Source organism: Burkholderia sp. MS455 (genome assembly GCF_016899445.1).
GTDB lineage: Bacteria > Pseudomonadota > Gammaproteobacteria > Burkholderiales > Burkholderiaceae > Burkholderia > Burkholderia pyrrocinia_C.
This window is the reverse complement of record NZ_CP041779.1, coordinates 1,138,577-1,157,102: the sequence shown is the minus strand read 5'-3', so window position 1 is coordinate 1,157,102 and position 18,526 is coordinate 1,138,577. Positions and strand designations below refer to the sequence as shown.

At 66.8% G+C, this 18,526-nt stretch carries 19 protein-coding genes and 4 tRNA genes; 8 read left to right on the top strand and 15 right to left on the bottom strand.

What is annotated here, in order from left to right; translation table 11 throughout:
• Window positions 1-86 precede the first annotated feature (86 nt).
• The 3 genes from FPJ27_RS24625 to FPJ27_RS24615 form a co-directional block, all read right to left on the bottom strand.
• Window positions 87-551: a DUF2214 family protein gene (locus FPJ27_RS24625; protein ID WP_204426043.1), complete on the bottom strand. Its 465-nt coding sequence runs from the start codon at window positions 549-551 to the stop codon at window positions 87-89.
• A 39-nt stretch (window positions 552-590) separates the two neighbouring features.
• On the bottom strand, window positions 591-1,400 hold the full coding sequence (locus tag FPJ27_RS24620) for a hypothetical protein (RefSeq protein WP_204426042.1): 810 nt from the start codon (window positions 1,398-1,400) through the stop codon (window positions 591-593).
• A gap of 237 nt (window positions 1,401-1,637) precedes the next feature.
• Window positions 1,638-2,702: a glycosyltransferase family 4 protein gene (locus tag FPJ27_RS24615; protein WP_006476459.1), complete on the bottom strand. Its 1,065-nt coding sequence runs from the start codon at window positions 2,700-2,702 to the stop codon at window positions 1,638-1,640.
• A 566-nt stretch (window positions 2,703-3,268) separates the two neighbouring features.
• On the opposite strand from FPJ27_RS24615, the gene FPJ27_RS24610 reads away from it, so the two are divergent.
• The gene (locus FPJ27_RS24610) at window positions 3,269-5,101 is read left to right on the top strand and encodes an ABC transporter ATP-binding protein (RefSeq protein ID WP_072435971.1); all 1,833 of its coding nucleotides are present in this window, start codon (window positions 3,269-3,271) and stop codon (window positions 5,099-5,101) included.
• 124 nt (window positions 5,102-5,225) lie between these two features.
• Here the strand turns inward: FPJ27_RS24610 and otsA are convergent, their stop codons facing one another.
• Window positions 5,226-6,605 (bottom strand): alpha,alpha-trehalose-phosphate synthase (UDP-forming), encoded by a 1,380-nt coding sequence (otsA, locus tag FPJ27_RS24605; protein ID WP_072435972.1) that lies wholly within the window; start codon window positions 6,603-6,605, stop codon window positions 5,226-5,228.
• Entirely contained in the window at window positions 6,602-7,354 is a 753-nt protein-coding gene (gene otsB / locus FPJ27_RS24600; protein ID WP_072435973.1) for a trehalose-phosphatase, read from the bottom strand. Before otsB ends, otsA begins: the two co-directional genes overlap by 4 nt.
• Window positions 7,355-7,636: 282 nt before the next feature.
• On the opposite strand from otsB, the gene FPJ27_RS24595 reads away from it, so the two are divergent.
• Genes FPJ27_RS24595 through FPJ27_RS24585 form a run of 3 tightly spaced genes read left to right on the top strand, consistent with a single transcriptional unit; the run spans window position 7,637 to window position 9,611 of the window.
• Window positions 7,637-8,272 (top strand): SCO family protein, encoded by a 636-nt coding sequence (locus FPJ27_RS24595; protein WP_204426041.1) that lies wholly within the window; start codon window positions 7,637-7,639, stop codon window positions 8,270-8,272.
• Between the two features lie 12 nt (window positions 8,273-8,284).
• Entirely contained in the window at window positions 8,285-8,731 is a 447-nt protein-coding gene (locus tag FPJ27_RS24590; protein ID WP_204426040.1) for a copper chaperone PCu(A)C, read from the top strand.
• Between the two features lie 10 nt (window positions 8,732-8,741).
• Window positions 8,742-9,611 carry a cytochrome c oxidase assembly protein gene (locus tag FPJ27_RS24585; protein ID WP_072435975.1) on the top strand — a complete coding sequence of 290 codons (870 nt, stop codon included), beginning with the start codon at window positions 8,742-8,744 and terminating at the stop codon, window positions 9,609-9,611.
• 19 nt (window positions 9,612-9,630) lie between these two features.
• Here the strand turns inward: FPJ27_RS24585 and FPJ27_RS24580 are convergent, their stop codons facing one another.
• Window positions 9,631-10,122, bottom strand: a complete 492-nt coding sequence (locus FPJ27_RS24580) for a GNAT family N-acetyltransferase (protein WP_204426039.1) — start codon at window positions 10,120-10,122, stop codon at window positions 9,631-9,633.
• 131 nt (window positions 10,123-10,253) lie between these two features.
• Window positions 10,254-11,120 (bottom strand): pirin family protein, encoded by an 867-nt coding sequence (locus tag FPJ27_RS24575; RefSeq protein ID WP_204426038.1) that lies wholly within the window; start codon window positions 11,118-11,120, stop codon window positions 10,254-10,256.
• Between the two features lie 109 nt (window positions 11,121-11,229).
• On the opposite strand from FPJ27_RS24575, the gene FPJ27_RS24570 reads away from it, so the two are divergent.
• Window positions 11,230-12,147: a LysR family transcriptional regulator gene (locus FPJ27_RS24570; protein WP_204426037.1), complete on the top strand. Its 918-nt coding sequence runs from the start codon at window positions 11,230-11,232 to the stop codon at window positions 12,145-12,147.
• Between the two features lie 119 nt (window positions 12,148-12,266).
• Window positions 12,267-12,770 (top strand): GAF domain-containing protein, encoded by a 504-nt coding sequence (locus tag FPJ27_RS24565; RefSeq protein ID WP_072435979.1) that lies wholly within the window; start codon window positions 12,267-12,269, stop codon window positions 12,768-12,770.
• Between the two features lie 144 nt (window positions 12,771-12,914).
• Here the strand turns inward: FPJ27_RS24565 and map are convergent, their stop codons facing one another.
• Together map and FPJ27_RS24555 are read right to left on the bottom strand one after the other, a co-directional pair.
• The gene (map, locus tag FPJ27_RS24560) at window positions 12,915-13,721 is read right to left on the bottom strand and encodes a type I methionyl aminopeptidase (RefSeq protein WP_204426036.1); all 807 of its coding nucleotides are present in this window, start codon (window positions 13,719-13,721) and stop codon (window positions 12,915-12,917) included.
• Window positions 13,721-13,957 carry a ParD-like family protein gene (locus FPJ27_RS24555; RefSeq protein ID WP_034183118.1) on the bottom strand — a complete coding sequence of 79 codons (237 nt, stop codon included), beginning with the start codon at window positions 13,955-13,957 and terminating at the stop codon, window positions 13,721-13,723. Before FPJ27_RS24555 ends, map begins: the two co-directional genes overlap by 1 nt.
• A 150-nt stretch (window positions 13,958-14,107) precedes the next feature.
• On the opposite strand from FPJ27_RS24555, the gene FPJ27_RS24550 reads away from it, so the two are divergent.
• Window positions 14,108-14,728 (top strand): helix-turn-helix domain-containing protein, encoded by a 621-nt coding sequence (locus tag FPJ27_RS24550; protein ID WP_204426035.1) that lies wholly within the window; start codon window positions 14,108-14,110, stop codon window positions 14,726-14,728.
• 45 nt (window positions 14,729-14,773) lie between these two features.
• Entirely contained in the window at window positions 14,774-15,322 is a 549-nt protein-coding gene (locus tag FPJ27_RS24545) for a GNAT family N-acetyltransferase (RefSeq protein ID WP_034183116.1), read from the top strand.
• Window positions 15,323-15,416: 94 nt separating this feature from the next.
• Here the strand turns inward: FPJ27_RS24545 and FPJ27_RS24540 are convergent, their stop codons facing one another.
• The 6 genes from FPJ27_RS24540 to pgsA all read right to left on the bottom strand — a co-directional run bounded on the left by FPJ27_RS24540 (window position 15,417) and on the right by pgsA (window position 18,444).
• On the bottom strand, window positions 15,417-16,895 hold the full coding sequence (locus FPJ27_RS24540) for a sensor domain-containing diguanylate cyclase (RefSeq protein ID WP_072435983.1): 1,479 nt from the start codon (window positions 16,893-16,895) through the stop codon (window positions 15,417-15,419).
• Window positions 16,896-17,209: 314 nt separating this feature from the next.
• Window positions 17,210-17,283, bottom strand: a tRNA-Cys gene (locus FPJ27_RS24535).
• A gap of 100 nt (window positions 17,284-17,383) precedes the next feature.
• A tRNA-Gly gene (locus FPJ27_RS24530) sits at window positions 17,384-17,459 on the bottom strand.
• A 51-nt stretch (window positions 17,460-17,510) separates the two neighbouring features.
• Window positions 17,511-17,586: transfer RNA gene (locus FPJ27_RS24525), tRNA-Gly, on the bottom strand.
• Window positions 17,587-17,638: 52 nt separating this feature from the next.
• Window positions 17,639-17,714: transfer RNA gene (locus tag FPJ27_RS24520), tRNA-Gly, on the bottom strand.
• Between the two features lie 142 nt (window positions 17,715-17,856).
• A complete protein-coding gene (gene pgsA / locus FPJ27_RS24515; protein ID WP_034183114.1) occupies window positions 17,857-18,444 on the bottom strand; it encodes a CDP-diacylglycerol--glycerol-3-phosphate 3-phosphatidyltransferase in 588 nt (195 codons plus the stop codon).
• Between the last annotated feature and the right edge of the window lie 82 nt (window positions 18,445-18,526).

The following is an 18,526-nucleotide window of genomic DNA, read 5'->3' as shown; positions in this document are numbered from 1 at the left end:
TCCGGACGGTTGCTTGCGGCTATGCCGGACCAGCCGAGCCGCACCTGGCCGGCCGCACCTGGCCGGCTAGCGCTACGCGGCCAGCCCTAGCCGGCCGCCCCAATCCCCCGCGCCATCCCCGATGCGGCGAACACGATGACGACCAGCAGCACGGCCTGCCAATGGCCGATCCGCACATAGGTGCGCGCGCGGCCGATGTCGGGCATCTGCTGCCGCCGCGCGGCGACACGCCAGCGGATCAGCCCGAGCATCGGCACGACCTCGAGCAGCAGGATCATCACAAGCGCGGTCATCTTCAGATGAAAGAGCGGTTCGTGCAGGTAGTACGCGGTGCCTTTCTCGAAACCGCCGAACGCGCGCATCAGCCCCGTCACGATCAGCACGAGCGCCGACAGCCCCCAGGCAGCATCGGCCTTGAATACGCCGGGCAGGTCGGCCGCCTGCGCCGACGCGATGAGCCGACGCAACGCGCGGTTGCGCCCCGCGATCGCGGCAAACGCGACGGCGAACGCGCTCAGGTGAATGGCAGCCAGCAACCAACGGACGATCATCGTGCCTCCTTGTCGCCCGCGCCCGGTGCGCGAGCCGTGTCAGACGATCTGCTTGAGCGCCGCGTCGAGCGCGAGCACCGCGACGCGGTCGCCCTCGGTCGCAAGCGGCGCGCGCATCACGATCTGCCGGTTATGGCCGACGGCTGCCGGCGAATCCCACAGCAACTCCACCTTCGGCCGCCGGAACAGGCCGCCGCCGCGTGGCGGCACGGCCGCCGGCTGCACGTCCGGCGCGCCCTGATCACCCGCGACGGGCGCCGCCCGGCCAGGCCAGCGCACCGACAGCTCGCGCGCGTCGTACTGGCCGACCTTGCGGCTTTCCATCCAGACGATCGCGGTACGCGTCAGCACGTCGAGCGAAATCGCGTAGCGGCCGACCGCGAAGCGGCGTGCCGCCACGTTGGTCCGCCACAGCGGCCGCGGACGGCAGATCCAGACGATCGCCGCATAGAGCGCCGGCGCGGCGACGAGCCAGCCGTTGGTCGCCGTCACCGCATGCAGCGCGCGGCGCCAGCCGGCCGCCCATGCGAACGCGCCGACCGACCAGACGGCGAACAGGAAGCCGATCAGCGCGAAGACGCGCAGCGCCTGGCGCAGCCATTGCGGCAACGGATGAAACGGCCGCTCGGCGCGCGCGACGGCACCCGGCAACGCGAGCAGCAGGAAGATCAGCACGAGGTAGACGAACGCCCACGGCGACGACACCATCGCCGACAGCGACGCCCGATAGCCCATCTGGGACATCGAGAACAGCCAGCGCGCGAGCAGCACGAGACCGATCGCGCGCAACGCGAAGATCACGCCGGCGCCCGGGGCCGGCGCTGCGCGCGTGGTTTTCGTTCTCGCCAAGACAGCTCTCCTCTGGATGATCGTGCGGGGCCGGATTTCACGGCACGGCCATTATAGGGACATTACCGCCTGGACAGACTGCCGGATGGCATGCCCGGCCGCTTCATGGGCCGTTCGCGGCGTCGGGCGCGGCGAGAATACAACAGATCCGCGCCGCGGATGTGACAACGCCCCGCCGGGAACCCGGACGGGGCGTCGATGACGGCCGCGCGCCGCCGTGCGGCGGCGGCCGGCGAATCAGCTTGCGTTGACTTCGCGGAGCACGGTGCGGCGCTTCTGGCGCAGCAGTTCCTCGTAGCCCTTCACGTAGTTCTGCGCCATCACCTTCGACGAGAAGCGTGCTTCGAACGCGGCGCGGACCTTCTCGCGCGGCAGCGTATCGAGGCGCTTGAGCGCCGCGACGGCCGACAGTTCGTCTTCGACGACGAAGCCCGACACGCCGTTGTCGATCACTTCCGGCACCGAGCCGCGCTTGAACGCGATCACCGGCGTGCCGCATGCCATCGCCTCGATCATCACCAGGCCGAAGGGCTCCGGCCAGTCGATCGGGAACAGCAGCGCGTGCGCGTTGCCGAGGAATTCGGTCTTTTCGGACTCGCTGATTTCGCCGATGTACTCGACGTGCGGCAGCGCGAACAGCGGCTTGATCTTCTCTTCGTAGTACGCGCGGTCGGCCTTGTCGAGCTTCGCGGCGATCTTGATCGGCAGGCCGGCCTGCTCGGCGATGCGGATCGCCGTGTCGACGCGCTTCTCCGGCGAAATGCGGCCGAGGAACGCGAGATAGCTCGGCTTCACGTTCGGGATCGGCGTCAGCAGGTTTTCCGGCAGGCCGTGATAAACGGTCGACAGCCAGTTCGCCTGCGGCAGCGGGATGCGCTGGTTGTCGGAGATCGACACGACCGGCACGTCGCTGAATGCGTTGAAGATCGGCTGCAGTTCCGGCAGGTCGAGACGGCCGTGCATCGTCGTCAGATGCGGAACCGGCTGGCGCGAGAACAGCGAGAACGGGTAGTAGTCGATGTGGCAGTGCAGGACATCGAACTCTTCCGCGCGGCGGCGCACCTGCTCGAGGAGCAGCATGTGCGGTGCCATCACGTCGCGGATCGTCGGGTCGAGGCGCAGCGCCTGCGGCCAGCACGCTTCGAGCTTCGCGGAGGTTTGCGAATCGCCGCTCGCGAAGAGCGTGACGTCATGCCCCATCTCGACAAGTGCTTCGGTGAGATAGGACACCACTCGCTCGGTACCGCCGTACAGCTTCGGGGGAACTGCTTCGTGCAACGGAGCGATTTGGGCGATTCGCATGCGTAACTCCTAAAAAATCGGCTAAAAACCAGGTTGGGTCGGCAACCTGCCGGCGGTCTCCGGGCTGGATGCATTTCGTCCGAAAAATCGGACGAATCAGCCTGCCGGGGGCGTCGAACCCGCGCTGCTCGAGGAGCGTCGGCGACGCGACAGGCATAGAACGTTTGAAACGAAGACCCGTTGACAGGGGTTCGTAAAAAAACCTGGAATCGAACCCGGAGCCGATTATCTAGGGTTAATCCCGATACGGCGCACAACATTTCAAACACTTTACTTTGTTACAAAGGCGCAACACTTTGCAACCCGCGGACTCGGGTGTCCGTTCTAGAGTGGAAGGCCCTTTTGGCGATCCTGGTCACCCGTGACTGCCGGCAGCTTGATTCCGGCACATGAGGCAGGACGGGATGCCGGATTTTATCTCAAAATAGATCGCGAGCCCCTGGCCAAGGCAAGATTCGCGCAGCGCAACGCATGCGTTGTTTACAATGCCGGATTATTCAGTCCGGGCGAACGCCGGCATGCGATCCCGCCGCAACGCTCAACCACCGAATCACCGCACGCATATTTTGGAATCTCTCACCCCTGCCCAGCGCAACGCCCACAACGCGAAGCTGTCGAGCTACGCGCATCGGCCGATCGCGTTCCTGTTCCGCTACATCCGCCTGCATCCCGTGGCCCACCTCATCGTGCTCTGCAGCGTGCTGGCCGCCGTCGGCTGCGCGCTCGGCTCGCAATACGCGATCAAGCACCTGATCGACGTGCTGGCGACCGGGCGCCATCACCCGGGCCCGCTGTGGAGCGCGTTCGCGCTGCTCGTCGGGCTGATCGCGGCCGACAACCTGCTGTGGCGCGTCGGCGGCTGGGTCGCCGCGCACACGTTCGTCGCGGTCACCGGCGACCTGCGGCGCGACCTGTTCCAGTACCTGATCGGCCATTCGCCGACCTACTACTCGGAAAAACAGCCCGGCACGCTCGCGAGCCGCATCACGGCCACGTCGAACGCGGTCTACACGTCGGAGAACACGATGGCGTGGAACGTGCTGCCGCCGTGCATCGCGGTGATGGGCGCGATCCTGATGATCATCGTCGTCAATCCGCTGATGGCCGCCGGCCTGCTCGGCTGCTCGGCGGTGCTGTCCGTGATCCTGTTCAAGCTCGCCGGGCGCGGCTCGGCCCGCCACCATGCGTTCGCGGCAAAGGCCGCGGCGGTCGACGGCGAACTCGTCGACGTGATCGGCAACATGGGCCTCGTACGTGCGTTCGGGATGACGCTGCGCGAGCAGAAGCGTTTCGGCGCGACGGTCAAGGCCGAGATGGACGCGCGCCAGCAGAGCCTGCTCTATCTCGAGAAGCTGCGCCTGCTGCACGCGGTGATCACCGCGATGCTGTCCGCCGGCCTGCTCGGCTGGGCACTGTGGCTGTGGGACCAGGGCCGCGCGACGTCGGGCGACATCGTGCTCGTCAGCTCGCTCGGCTTCACGATCCTGCACGGCACGCGCGATCTCGCGGTTGCGCTCGTCGACGTCACGCAGCACGTCGCACGGCTGTCCGAAGCCGTGAAGACACTGCTCGAGCCGCACGGGATGCAGGACCGCTCCGATGCGCAGCCGCTGTCGGCCAAGGGCGGCCGCGTCGCCTTCGAGCGCGTGACGTTCGCGTATCCGCACCGCCGTGCGATCCTCGACCACTTCGATCTCCATATCGAACCGGGCCAGCGCGTCGGCCTGATCGGCAAGTCGGGCGCCGGCAAGTCGACCGTGCTCGCGCTGCTGCAGCGCTTCTATGACACGCAGGACGGCGTCGTGAAGGTCGACGGCCAGGACGTGAAGGCGATCACGCAGGACAGCCTGCGCCACGCGATCGCGCTCGTGCCGCAGGACATCTCGCTGCTGCACCGGACGATCTACGACAACATCGCGTACGGCCGCCCCGACGCGACCCGCGACGAAGTGCTCGCCGCCGCGCGCGACGCGCGCTGCGCGGAGTTCATCGAGGCGATGCCGGAAGGTTATGACACGATCGTCGGCGACCGCGGCGTCAAGCTGTCGGGCGGCCAGCGCCAGCGCATCGCGATCGCACGTGCGATCCTGAAGGATGCGCCGATCCTGCTGCTCGACGAAGCGACGTCTGCGCTCGACAGCGCATCCGAGGAAGCGATCCAGAGCGCGCTCGACCGCCTGATGGTCGGCCGCACGGTGATCGCGATCGCCCACCGCCTGTCGACGCTGCGCAACTTCGACCGGATCATCGTGATGAGCAACGGCAAGGTGATCGACGACGGCAGCCCCGAAGTACTGCGCAACCGCCCCGGCCTGTATCGCGACCTGCTCGCGAAGCAGCACGGCCGCCATCACGCGGCCCCCGACGGCAACGCGCCGACCGGCGAACGCGTGGCCTGACGCGTCCGCGCGCAGCCGATAAAAGAGCCGCAGTGCTTCACGCACTGCGGCTTTTTTTCATTGCATCGGGAACGGCCAGCCGGGATGACGCGGAATGCGCCGCGCGATGCGTCGGACCTACCGGCTAGCCATGCTGCAGATCGCGCAGGAAGTTGTCGCGCCACACCGACACGTTGTTCTCGCGAAGCTGCGCGATCATGTCCGCGTAACGCGCGCGCCGCTCGGCGAGCGGCATCGTCAGCGCCTGTGACAGCGCATCGGCCATCCCGTCGATATCGATCGGATTGACGATCAGCGCGCCCGTCAGCTCGCGCGCGGCGCCCGCGAAACGCGACAGCACGAGCACGCCCGGATCGTCCGGATTCTGCGCGGACACATACTCCTTCGCGACGAGGTTCATCCCGTCGCGCAGCGGCGTCACGAAACCCACGCGTGCGAGCCGGTACAGCGCGGCCAGCACCTGGCGGTCGTACTGGCGGTGAATGTAGAGGATCGGCGCCCAGTCGAGCTCCGCGTAACGCCCGTTGATGCGCCCCGACTCCGCTTCGAGCTGCAGGCGGATGTCCTGGTATGCGCGCAGGTCCGCGCGCGTCGACGGTGCGATCTGCAGGAACGACACGCGGTTGCGGATCGACGCCTGGTGTTCGAGCAGTTTCTCGAACGCGCGGAACCGCTCGACGAGCCCCTTCGAATAATCGAGCCGGTCGACGCTCATGATCAGTTGCCGCCCGCGCAGCGACGTCGCGAGCGTGCGTACGGCCTTGCCGTGCTCGCCCGCCTGCGCGAGCGTCGCGATCTCGTCCGGATATACGCCGATCGGATAGGCGGCCGCGCGCAGCGTCTGGCCGAACGCGCGCACGCGCACCGTATGGCCGTCGCGTTCGACCTCGCCGCCCGCCTCGAATTCGACGTAGTCGCAGAACGCGCGCAGGTCGGGCTCGGTCTGGAAACCGAGCAGGTCGAACGCGCACAGCGACTCGACGAGCTCGCGGTGCGGCGGCACGTTGACGAGCACCTGCGCGGCCGGAAACGGGATGTGCAGGAAGAAGCCGATGCGATTCTTCACGCCGGCCTCGCGCAGCGCGCGTGCGAACGGGATCAGGTGATAGTCGTGCACCCAGATCACGTCGTCGTCCTGCAGCAGCGGCACGAGCTGCTGCGCAAGCCATACGTTGACGCGGCGATAGCCGTCGAATTCGTGGCGGTCGTATTGGATCAGGTCCGCGCGGTAATGGAACGCGGGCCACAGCGTCGCATTCGAGAAGCCGCGGTAATACTGGTCGTAATCGCGGCGCGACAGGCCGACGGTCGCGAACGTCACGGGCCCGCGCTCCTCGATGCGGATCTGCGGCGCGCCGGAGGCGACGACCTCGCCGCTCCAGCCGAACCACATGCCGCCCGTCTCCTTCAGCGCATCGTAGACGCCGATCGCGAGGCCGCCCGCCGCCGGTTCGCCTTCCGAAATCGGGGCGACGCGGTTTGAAACGATGATGAGCCGGCTCATGCGTGCGGCAGCCCCGCGCCAAGCCAGCACGCGATCTGCTCGTGCAGCGCGTCGACCGAGTCGAGCCGCATGCGGGCGGACGTCTCGCCCGCGCCGACCTTGATCGACAGGCCGCCGCGCGCGTTGACCACCGCGAAGCCCTTCTCGTCGGTCAGGTCGTCGCCCGCGAACAGCGGCATGCGGCCCGCGAACGGCGGCTCGTCGAGGAACGCGGCCAGCGCACGCCCCTTGTCGACACCCTTCGGCTTGATCTCGAACACCATCTTGCCGGGCTGCAGCACATACGCATCCGCGTATTCGGCGACGAGGCGCTCGGCCGCTTCGCGCGCAACCGCCTCGCGCTCGGGCGCGTTGCGATAGTGCAGCGCGACGGCCGCGCCCTTGATTTCGAGCAGCATGCCCGAATGACGGTCGACGACGGCCGCGAGCTCGCGCTCGATGCGCAGCAGACGTTCGTCGTTGAAGCCGATGCGCTGCGTGTCGCCGTTCGCATCGCGGCGCTCCGCGCCGTGCAGGCCGGCGATCGGCAGGCCGGGCATCTTCAGGAACGTGTCGAGGTTGTCGATGCCGCGCCCGGACACGATCGCGACCGCGCCGTGCGAGCGGCGGCGCAGCTCGTCGAGCAGCGTCGGCAGCGACGGCGGAACGTGAATGCTGTCGGGCGTCGGCGCCAGTTCGACGAGCGTGCCGTCGAAGTCGAAGAAGAACGCGGTATCGGTCAGGGACAGGGAAGCCGGAACGGATTGCATCGATTCGATAATGTGAGGGGCGGCCGGCAAACGCCGGGCTGCCGCTGCGCGAATGGAATTGTGCGCATCTTACCGCGCCTGCGCATCGAGTTGGGCGAAACCGGCGCATCGCAAGCAGCGCGCCGCCAGCCGCGTCGACTGCGACATATTGCCCCGCTCGCCCGCGCCGTACCGGTTTCGAAAGGACGCAGGCGCGCGAATTGCGCTACAGTCGCAACCGCCTGCCGCGCGACGCATGGCGCCGCGCCGGCCGGCCACCATTCCGTCCGATCGAGCCCCAGGATGCCGTCTGCCCGTCCCGCGCCGCGCCGGCGCTTCTCCCGTTTCATCCGCACGGCCGCGGCCCTCGCCGCCGCCATGGCGCTCGCCGCGTGCACGCGCGACGAGCCGCGCTGGAACCTGACCAACGTCACCGGCCACCTGCCCGACCTGTCGTTCACGCTGACGGGCGGCGACGGCCATCCCGTCGAAGCCGATGCATTCCGCGGCCGCGTCGCGCTCGTCTACTTCGGCTACACGCACTGTCCCGATGTCTGCCCCGAAACGATGGCGCGGCTGATGGAAGTGCTCGCGAAGCTCGGCCCGCAGGCGAACGACGCGCGCATCCTGTTCGTCTCGGTCGATCCCGCGCGCGACACGCCGCAGGCGATGCAATCGTATGTCGCAGCGTTCGACCCCGCGCATGCGCGCGGCCTGACCGGCACCGATCGCCAGATCGAATCGCTCGCAAAGCGCTATCGCGTTGCGTACCAGATGGAAAAACGCGATCCGTCCGGCGGCTACGAAGTCACGCACAGCTCGGCCGTCTACATCTTCGACGCGAGCGGCCGCGCGCGCCTGCTCGCGACCGACCGCGACTCGCCCGACGCCATCGCCGCCGATGTGCGCCGGATCATCGACACCGCCCCCACTACCTGAATGCATTCCGACATGAAGACGAAAACGACCCTCAAGACGTTCGCCCTCCTCGCCGCGCTGTGCGCCGCCGCCCAGTCCTATGCCGCCGGCACGATCACCGCGCAGAACGCGTGGGTGAGGTGGCTGCCGAACAAGCTGCCGGCCGGCGGCTACGTGACGCTCGTGAACACGGGCGACAAGCCGGTCGATCTCGTCGATGTCGACAGCCCCGACTACGGGATGACGATGCTGCACCAGACCGTCTCGAACGGCTCGACGCAGAAGATGGAAATGGTCGACAAGCTGACGATCCCCGCGCGCGGCAAGGTCGACATCGCGCCGGGCGGCTATCACTTCATGCTCGAGGAGCCGAAACACGCGATCAAGCCGGGCGACACCGTGCACCTGCGCCTGAAATTCTCCGACGGCGAAACGGTCGACACGCCGTTCGCCGTGAAGTCGCCGGCCCAGGCGAAGTGATGCGCGCGCGATGAACCTCCTGTACTGGCTCGATCCGTGGGAACCGTCGCCGACCGTCGTCATCGCGGTGCTGACGGCTGCCGTGCTGTTCGCGCGCGGCATGAAGAAGGCGAAGGTGTCGCCGCTGCGGCAGTTCTCGTTCTGGTTCGGGCTGACGGCACTCTACATCGCGCTGCATACGCGGCTCGACTATTTCTTCGAGCACGAGTTCTTCCTGCACCGCGCGCAGCACCTCGTGCTGCACCACCTCGGGCCGTTCTTCATCGCGCTGTCCTATCCGGGCGCGGCGATTCGCGCGGGCATCCCGTTTCGCTGGCGGCAGCGCTTCGTGCGCCCCGCGCTCGCGTGGGCGCCCGTGCGCGCGACGCTCGACGTGGTGTTCCATCCCGTCGTCGCGGTCGTGCTGTTCGTCGGGCTGATCTATTTCTGGCTGCTGTCGCCGATCCACTTCATCGCGATGCTCGACTGGCGCCTCTATCGCGTGATGAACTGGAGCATGGTGATCGACGGGCTGCTGTTCTGGTGGCTCGTCGTCGATCCGCGCCCCGCGCCGCCCGCGCGGTTGTCGCCCGGCCGCCGGATCCTGATCGTCGTCGCGGCGATCCCGCCGCAGATCGCGCTCGGCGCGCTGATCTTCTTCACGCCGCACGAGCTGTATCCGATCTACTCGATCTGCGGCCGCGCGTTCACGTGGCTGAGCCCGCTGCGCGACCAGCAGATCGGCGGCCTGCTGCTGTGGATTCCCGGCTCGATGATGAGCGTGATCGGCGCGCTGATCGCGCTGCGGCACTGGCTGCGGCTGTCCGCGCGCGGGCGCCTGATCGGCGAACGGGCCGTGCAGCGCGCGGACCAGCCATCGGTGGCGCGCACCGCGCACTGACTGCCGGGCGCGTCGCGCATCACGCGCGCGTGCTGCTCATCCACACGTGCGGGATACCATCCTCGTCGTGCACGTCCGAACTCGGCGTGAAGCCGAATGCGCCGTAAAAGCGCTGCAAGTGGGCCTGCGCATGCAGGCTCACGGGCGTATCCGGCCACTGCGCGCGGATATGCTCGAGCGCGCGCGACAGCAGCCCGTTGCCGAGGCCCGCGCCGCGAAACGCGGCGGTCGTCAGCACGCGGCCGATGCGCACGTCGGTGTTCTGCGCATCGGGCAGCAGCACGCGCAGATAGCCGGCCAGACGGCCGGCCGGATCGTATGCGGCCAGGTGCCACGCGGCCTGGTCCGCATCGTCGATATCGTGATACACGCAGTTCTGCTCGACCACGAACACCGCGCTGCGCGCTTCGAGGATCGAGTAGATTTCGCGCGCCGTCAGCGCGTCGAAGGATTTCCAGCGCCAGTCGAGATCGGCGGCGCTCGAGGATGCGGCGGGTGCGGATGCGTTCATGTGCGGTCCTGATTCGGGCGCGCCGGCCGGCGCGCGGCAACCGCTGATTATGCCTCGAAGCACGCGCGACCGTCCGCCCGCGCGTAACGCCCGCGCGCAAAAAAGGCCCCGCATTGCGCGGGGCCTGTCCGTCATGCCGGCATCTTGCCGAAGCGGCCACTGTTGAAATCCTCGATCGCGGTACGGATCTCCGCTTGCGAGTTCATCACGAACGGCCCGTAACCGACGACGGGCTCGTCGATCGGCTCGCCGCTCAGGATCAGCAGCTTCGCGTCGCCGTTCGCTTCGATCTCGACGTCGCGGCCGTCGCGACCCAGTTGCACGAACTGCGCTTCGCGGGCGACCGTCTCGCCGTTCACCTGCACCGTGCCGCTCAGCACGACCACCGCGAGCGTGCGCCCGTCGGCGACCGGGAACCGCGCATGGCCGCCTGCCACGAGCAGCACGTCCCACACGTCGATCGGCGTGTGCGTGCGGGCCGCGCCGCGCCGCCCGTCGAGTTCGCCCGCGATGATCCGCGCACGCCCCGCGCCGTCCGGCAATTCGACCACGGGGATGTCCGCGTTCAGCAGCGTCTGGTAGCCGGGTGCGCCCATCTTGTCCGCGGCGGGCAGGTTCACCCACAGCTGCACCATCTCGAGCGGGCCGCCACGCTTCGTGAATGCCTCCGAGTGGAATTCCTCGTGCAGGATCCCGCTCGCGGCCGTCATCCACTGCACGTCGCCCGGGCCGATCACGCCGCCCGCGCCGGTCGAGTCGCGGTGCGCGACTTCGCCGTCATAGACGATCGTCACCGTTTCGAACCCGCGATGCGGATGCTCGCCGACACCGCGCGGAGCCGAAGCCGGCTCGAACGTCGCGGGGCCCGCGTAGTCGAGCAGCAGGAACGGGCTCAGGTGCGCGCCGTGAGACTGGTAGCTGAACATCGAACGCACCGGGAAACCGTCGCCGACCCAATGGCCGCGCGGCGCACTGTACACACCCTGGATCTTCTTCATTGCCCTCTCCAAATTGCGGCGAAACACGTGTTTCGCATCCTGAGCATGAATATAGAGGTGGAACGATCGATCCGGTAGACTGCCAAAATCGCACTCAGCGTTCCATTTCATGAACGATAAAGAACGAGATCTGAACGATCTCTACTATTTCGTGCAGGTCGTCGAGCATGGCGGCTTCGCGTCGGCCGGGCGCGCGCTGGACATGCCGAAATCGAAGCTGAGCCGTCGCGTCGCACTGCTCGAGGCGCGGCTCGGGATGCGGCTGATCCAGCGCTCGACGCGCCGCTTCACGGTCACCGACGTCGGCCAGACCTATTACGCGCATTGCCGCGCGATGCTCGTCGAGGCCGATGCGGCCGACGAGGCGATCGCGCTGCTGCACGAGGAGCCGCGCGGCATCGTGCGCGTCAGTTGCCCGATCGTGCTGCTCGATTCGCTGGTCGGCACGATGATCGCCGCGTTCATGGCCGAGTGCCCGCGCGTCGAGATCCACCTTGAAGCGACCAACCGGCGCGTCGACGTGGTCGGCGAAGGGATCGATGTCGCGATCCGCGTGCGCCCGCCGCCGCTCGAGGACAGCGATCTCGCGCTGCGCGTGCTGGCCGAGCGCGGCCAGTGCCTCGTCGCGAGCCCCGCACTGCTGCGCGAACATGGCGTGCCGGCCGTTCCCGCCGATCTCGCGCGTCTGCCGAGCCTCGATCACGGCGTGCCACAGTCCGCGCACGTGTGGCGGCTGCGCGGGCCCGACGGCGCTCAGGCCGAAATCCATCACCAGCCGCGCTTCGTGACGGGCGGCATGCTCGCGCTGCGCGCGGCGGCGGTCGCGGGCGTCGGTGTCGTGCAATTGCCGACGATGATGGTACGCGACGAGGTCGCGCACGGCGAACTGGCGACCGTGCTGCCGGACTGGGCGCCGCGCCGCGAGATCGTGCACGCAGTATTCGCGTCGCGGCGCGGGCTGCTGCCCGCGGTGCGGGCGCTGCTCGATTTTCTGGCGGAGCGGTTTGCCGGGCTCGAGCCCGATTGAGCGCGCCGCGTCACACGCAACCGCGCGCTGCAGACCGCACGCGCGTGCCGTAGACTGCGGGACGCGCATCGCGCATTTTGCGCATCGCGCATTTTCACAACCCCTATCGCTTTCCCGCCATGTTCACGCTGTCCAACGACCCCACCGCCTCCAAGGCCGATCAATATGCGACGCTTGTCGAGCAGGCACGTGCGCTCGTCGAGTCCGAACGCGACCTGACCGCGAACGCGGCGAATTTCTCCGCGCTCGTCTACCACTCGCTCGACCGCCTCAACTGGGCCGGCTTCTACTTCTTCGACGGGGCCGAACTCGTGGTCGGGCCGTTCCAGGGCAAGCCGGCGTGCGTGCGGATCGCGCTCGGCAAGGGCGTGTGCGGCACGGCCGCGCAGACGCGCGAGACGCAGGTCGTGCGCGACGTGCATGACTTCCCCGGCCATATCGCGTGCGATGCGGCATCGGAATCGGAAATCGTCGTGCCGCTGGTGGCCGGCGACGGCACGCTGATCGGCGTGTGGGACGTCGACAGCCCGGTCGCCGCACGCTTCGACGATGAAGACCGCAAAGGGATGGAAGCGCTGTGCCGCGTGTTCGTCGAACACGCATGGCAGAAAGCGCGCGGTTAAGCCGCGGTCTCGCGTCACGCAACAGGCAACCGCAGTCGCGGGTGAATCGTGCCGCGCGACCTCGAACGAAACAGGCCCTGCTGCGGGGCCCGTTCATTTGCGCCGCCGCGCCGCTGCGCCGCCTGACGCGGCGCACGGCACGCGTCAGGCCACGTGCGTGCCGGAAAGCGCCGCAAATGCCAGCGGCTTCGCATCGTCGGTCAGCACCTCGAAGCCCGTTTCCGTCACCACGACCATGTGCTCCCATTGCGCGGACAGCGAATGGTCCTTCGTGACGACCGTCCAGCCGTCCGGCAGCACGCGCGTGTCGCGCTTGCCCGCGTTGAGCATCGGCTCGATCGTGAAGATCATCCCCGGCCGCAGCGGCACGCCGGTGCCCGGACGGCCGTAGTGAAGCACCTGCGGCTCGTCGTGATACACGTCGCCGATGCCGTGCCCGCAGTACTCGCGGACCACGCTGAACCCTTCGCGATGCGCGACCTGCTGGATCGCGTAACCGACGTCGCCCAGCGTCGCGCCCGGACGCACCGCGCGGATACCCGCGTGCATCGCTTCGTAGGTTGCCGCGACGAGACGCCGCGCGAGTTCGCCCGGTTCGCCGACGAAATACATGCGGCTCGTATCGCCGTACCAGCCGTCCTTGATCACCGCGATGTCGAGGTTCACGATGTCGCCGTCACGCATCGGGCGTGACGACGGAATGCCGTGACAGACCACATGGTTGACCGACGCGCACAGGGTCTTCGGATAGCCGTGGTAGCCGATGTTCGCCGGTATCGCGCCGAGCACGTCGACGATGTATTCGCGGCAGCGCGCGTCCAGTTCATCGGTGGAGACGCCAGGCTTCACATGCTCGGCGATCATCGTCAGCACCTGCGACGCGAGCTTCGCGGCCTCGCGCGACTTGGCGATTTCCGCGGTGCCGCGGATCGGGATTTCGCGCTTCACCATTACGCCACCTGCTCGATGCCATGCGCGACCGGCTCTGCCGGAGCCACGTCGCCGCCCCGTGCTTCGGCCTCGATCAGCATCCGGCAGATGTCACCGTACGACAGCGCCGGATTGAGTTCCGCCAGCATCCCGACACGCAGCCAGTGTTCGGCCTGTGCGTTGATCGACCGACTCAACGCCGTGCTCGTCGAGCGCAGCCGTTCGTGCATGTGCTCGGAAATCTTGATGATGCCCATATATCCCCAATTAAACGAAACGTAGTCGATTCGTATATTACGCTGCGCGTGACTGCCGGGCAAGGCGTTCGGAGGCCATCGCGCCATCGGTCGGCCGCCGCCAATGCACCGTTGACACCGAATTCCAGTTTGCTGGAGAATTAATCCATCATGCAAGAATCAGTGACGACCGCTGCCGACGATACCGGCATCAACGAGCGCATCGCCCGGCGCGTGCGTGATCTGCGTACTGCTCGAGGCTACACGCTCGATGCGCTGGCCGCGCGCTCCGGCGTCAGCCGTTCGATGATCTCGCTCATCGAACGCGCGTCGGCCAGCCCGACGGCCGTCGTGCTCGACAAGCTCGCGGCAGGTCTCGGCGTGTCGCTGGCCGGGCTGTTCGGCGGCGACCGGGACGACACGCCCGCGCAGCCGCTGGCACGGCGCGCGCAGCAGGCCGAATGGCGCGATCCGGCGTCCGGCTATGTGCGGCGCAACCTGTCCCCGCCCGGCTGGCCGTCGCCGATCCAGCTCGTCGAGGTCGATTTCCCGCCCGGCGCGCGCGTCGCGTACGACAGCGGCGGACGCGAAAGCGCACTGCATCAGCAGATATGGATCATCAGCGGCCGCGTCGACGTCACGTTCGGCAGCGAGCTTCACGAACTTCACGAAGGCGACTGTCTGGCCATGCGGCTCGATCGGCCGCTGATCTTCAGCAATCCGTCGTCGCATGCCGCGCACTATGTCGTCGTGATCTGCGATGCATCCGCGGCCGGCGCGCGGAGCGCGTGATGCGCGCGCGTGTGCGCAACCCGTTCAAAACCAACCGGAGCCGTTATGAATTCCCCGAAACAGCGCGACGACGTGCGCCTGATCGATTGCAGCGAGGCCGAGCACGCAGCGGCCATCCTCGAGATCCTGAACGACGCGATCGTGAATTCGACCGCGCTGTACGACTACCGGCCGCGCCCGCCGGAAGCGATGGTCACGTGGTTTGCAACGAAGCGCGCGGGCGGTTTTCCGGTCGTCGGCGCGGTGGACGCGTCGGGCACGCTGCTCGGCTTCGCGAGCTGGGGTACGTTCCGCGCGTTCCCCGCGTACAAGTACACGGTGGAACACAGCGTCTACGTGCACCGCGACCAGCGCGGCCGCGGGCTCGGCGAACTGCTGCTGCGCGAAGTGGTCCGGCGTGCGCGCGAAGCGCAGGTGCACGTGCTGGTCGGCTGTATCGATGCAACCAATGCCGGGAGCATCGCACTGCATACGAAACTGGGATTCGTGCACTCGGGCACGATCACGGAGGCGGGATTCAAGTTCGGCCGCTGGCTCGATGCGGCGTTCTATCAGTTGAAGCTCGAAACGCCGGCGCAGCCGGTGGATGGCTGATCGCCCACTTGGCCGTTGCATCCGCAACGGCCAAGTGGGGCTTTTGTGTTATCGAAGCCACCAAACCATGGGTCACCGAGGAGTCCGGTTTCCATCAAGCCGTGGGCTGGAAGGTAGCGACCTTGTTCCGACCGGTTGCCTTTGCATAGTAGAGCGCCTCGTCGGCCGCCTTGATCACGGCGCTCGGCTCCCCCTCCTGATCCGGCGCCCAACTCGCCAGTCCGATACTGGCGGTGACGCGCCCGTATTCGCTTCCGGCGTGCTCGAGTGCCAGTTCGTCGATTGCCGCGCGAATCCGCTCGGCGATCTGGGCCGCCCCCGTCTGCGGGGTATCGGGGAGCAACACCACGAATTCCTCCCCGCCGTAGCGGGCCGCGGTATCTACCGGCCGGCGGATGTTTTCGCCGATGCAGCGTGCGACCGCGGTCAACGCGTCGTCGCCCGCCTGGTGGCCATAGATGTCGTTGTAGGCCTTGAAGCGGTCAACGTCGACGAACAGCAGCGAGAAAATGGAACTGGCCCGCCGTGCGCGACGCCACTCCCGGTCCAGCACTTCGCCAAAGCTGCGGCGATTGTTCAAGCCGGTGAGACCGTCGGTGCGCGCCAGCAGCACAAGCTCGGATTCCGCACGCATCCGTCGCCGCAGTTGCGCGCCGAGCATGAAGGACAGCGCAATAAACGCGGCGCCGAACGTCACCACAAGCGCACCGATCGTCACGGCGCGGTGCCGCCACGCCGCATAGATGTCCTGCTCGGCTTCCGCAACCATGATGATCAGCGGCAGCGTCGGTAGATGCTTGAAGTAGTAGAGACGGCGCACGCCGTCGATCGACGACGTTTCCGAGAACGAGCCCTCCGGGGCGGCTCCGAACCGTCGAAAGGTTGCCGCCTTGCTGATGTCGCGGCCGATGGTACGGACATCATATGGCTGGCGCATGACCATGACGCCATCCTTGCCGATCAGCGACATCGACCCATGCCGCCCCAGCGACAGCCCCGCGAACAGCTGGTGGAAATATTCGAGATTGATCGCAATCAGCGCGACGCCGGCAAACGACCCGTCCGGGTTCGAGATTCGCCGCGACAGCGCAATGCTGAGCATGCCGCTGCGCAGGCGCGACGCGAACGGATCGCTGACATAGAGCCCCACGTTTGGATTGTCGCGGTGAACGGTGAAGTACTTGCGATCGGCGAAATTGCCCTTGCGCGGAACGTCGTTGGCCGAATCCAGAATGATGTTGCCGTCGGCATCGAGCACCAGTTGCGAACCGAGAAATTGCGCGGTCATCGAGTTGTCGAACAGCACGCCGTGCCGCAGGGCCGGCGAAGCAGCCATCACGTCCGGCCGCTGCAGGCCATGGATCAACGCCTGCAAGGACAGGTCGTAGAGCTCGAAGTTGCGCTCGATGTCGCGCTCGGCAATCAGGCCGAGATTGCGCGAGGTCTCGCTGGCGCGCTCCAGTGCGTCGTGGCGGCTCTGGAACAGTTGCAGCACGCACAGGCCCATCAGCGCGCAGGCGATCACGATGCCGACTGCCACAATGGAGTAAGGTGCTGCCGTCCGGGGGTGCATGGGTCTCCTTACCGCATAAGTGTGCGCCCGCGCCGGGCGTGGTTTCCGCATACTAAATCGGACAGGCACATTTGCAAGTGCAGAGCGAAACGGATCGAAAGGCGAACCTCGCGCGACGGTGTCGGAGCCGCCGGCAAACCGGGGCAACAAAGTGACCTTATGTCCGATCCATGACAAGGCGTCACCCGATTCGATTGACGTGAATCGACGGACCAGGCCCCGCCGATGATCGAACACCATCTCGATGCGAAACCCGTCGAACGCGAGACGGAAAAAGAAAAGCCCCGCCGAAGCGGGGCTTTTCTTTTACTACCTGGAGGCGCGAGCCGGAGTCGAACCGGCCTAAACGGCTTTGCAGGCCGCTGCATAACCGCTTTGCTATCGCGCCAAAAGCGGACTGTCCGGATGCCGTGAAGGCAAGCGACAGATTTTTATTCGAGGACCGTAAGTCCATCAAATAAAAAGGGAAGCGTGGCTTCCCCATTACTTGGAGCGGGAGACGAGTCTCGAACTCGCGACCTCAACCTTGGCAAGGTTGCGCTCTACCAACTGAGCTACTCCCGCATTGTCCTGCATGTGCAGCGCTTTGCCGACCAACACGCTGCCGAAAAATCCTGGAGCGGGAGACGAGTCTCGAACTCGCGACCTCAACCTTGGCAAGGTTGCGCTCTACCAACTGAGCTACTCCCGCATTTGTCCTGCATGTGCAGCGCTTTGCCGACCAACACGCTGCCAGAAAAATCTGGAGCGGGAGACGAGTCTCGAACTCGCGACCTCAACCTTGGCAAGGTTGCGCTCTACCAACTGAGCTACTCCCGCGTATTGCTGCGCTACTGCTTCCCCGTCGCACTTACTTCGCCGTGCAGCGGAGAAGCGAGATTATGTCTAAGGCACATTCGTATGTCAAGGGCTTTTCCAGCCCTTTTTCCAAAAACCCGCGCCGCCGAACGCGTGGCGCGGGTCACGCGCCGCCGCGCTCGCGAATCTGCGGCCACGCAAGCTTCATGTAGTACAGCATCGACCAGATCGTCAGCACCGCCGCGAGATACATCAGCCACTCGCCCCACACGCGCGTGTCGATCGTCGCGACGCCGAGCGGCAGCGGCCCGTAGAACAGCAGCATCGGGATCGCGACCATCTGGCACGCGGTCTTGAACTTGCCGAGCTGGTTCACCGCGACGCTCTTCGACGCGCCGATCTGCGCCATCCACTCGCGCAGCGCCGAGATCGCGATCTCGCGGCCGACGATCACGAGCGCGATCGCCGCGTCGACCCGCGAAATCTGCACGAGGATCAGCAGCGCGGCCGTCACCATCAGCTTGTCCGCCACCGGATCGAGAAACGCGCCGAACGACGACGTCTGGTTCCACTTGCGCGCGAGAAACCCGTCGAACCAGTCGGTCAGCGCGGCGAGAATGAAGATCGCCGCCGCCGCGAGATTGCGGTGCGCGCCGCCCATCACCGTGTCCGGCAGATAGAACACGCCGACGACGAGCGGAATCAGCACGATCCGTACCCACGTCAGGAAAATCGGGAAATTGAACGGCATGGCATCCGGGACAGTAAAGGATTCGCAATTGTGCCGTGTCGACCGGCCTGCCACAAGAACGCGAAAACGCGGGCAAGGCAGC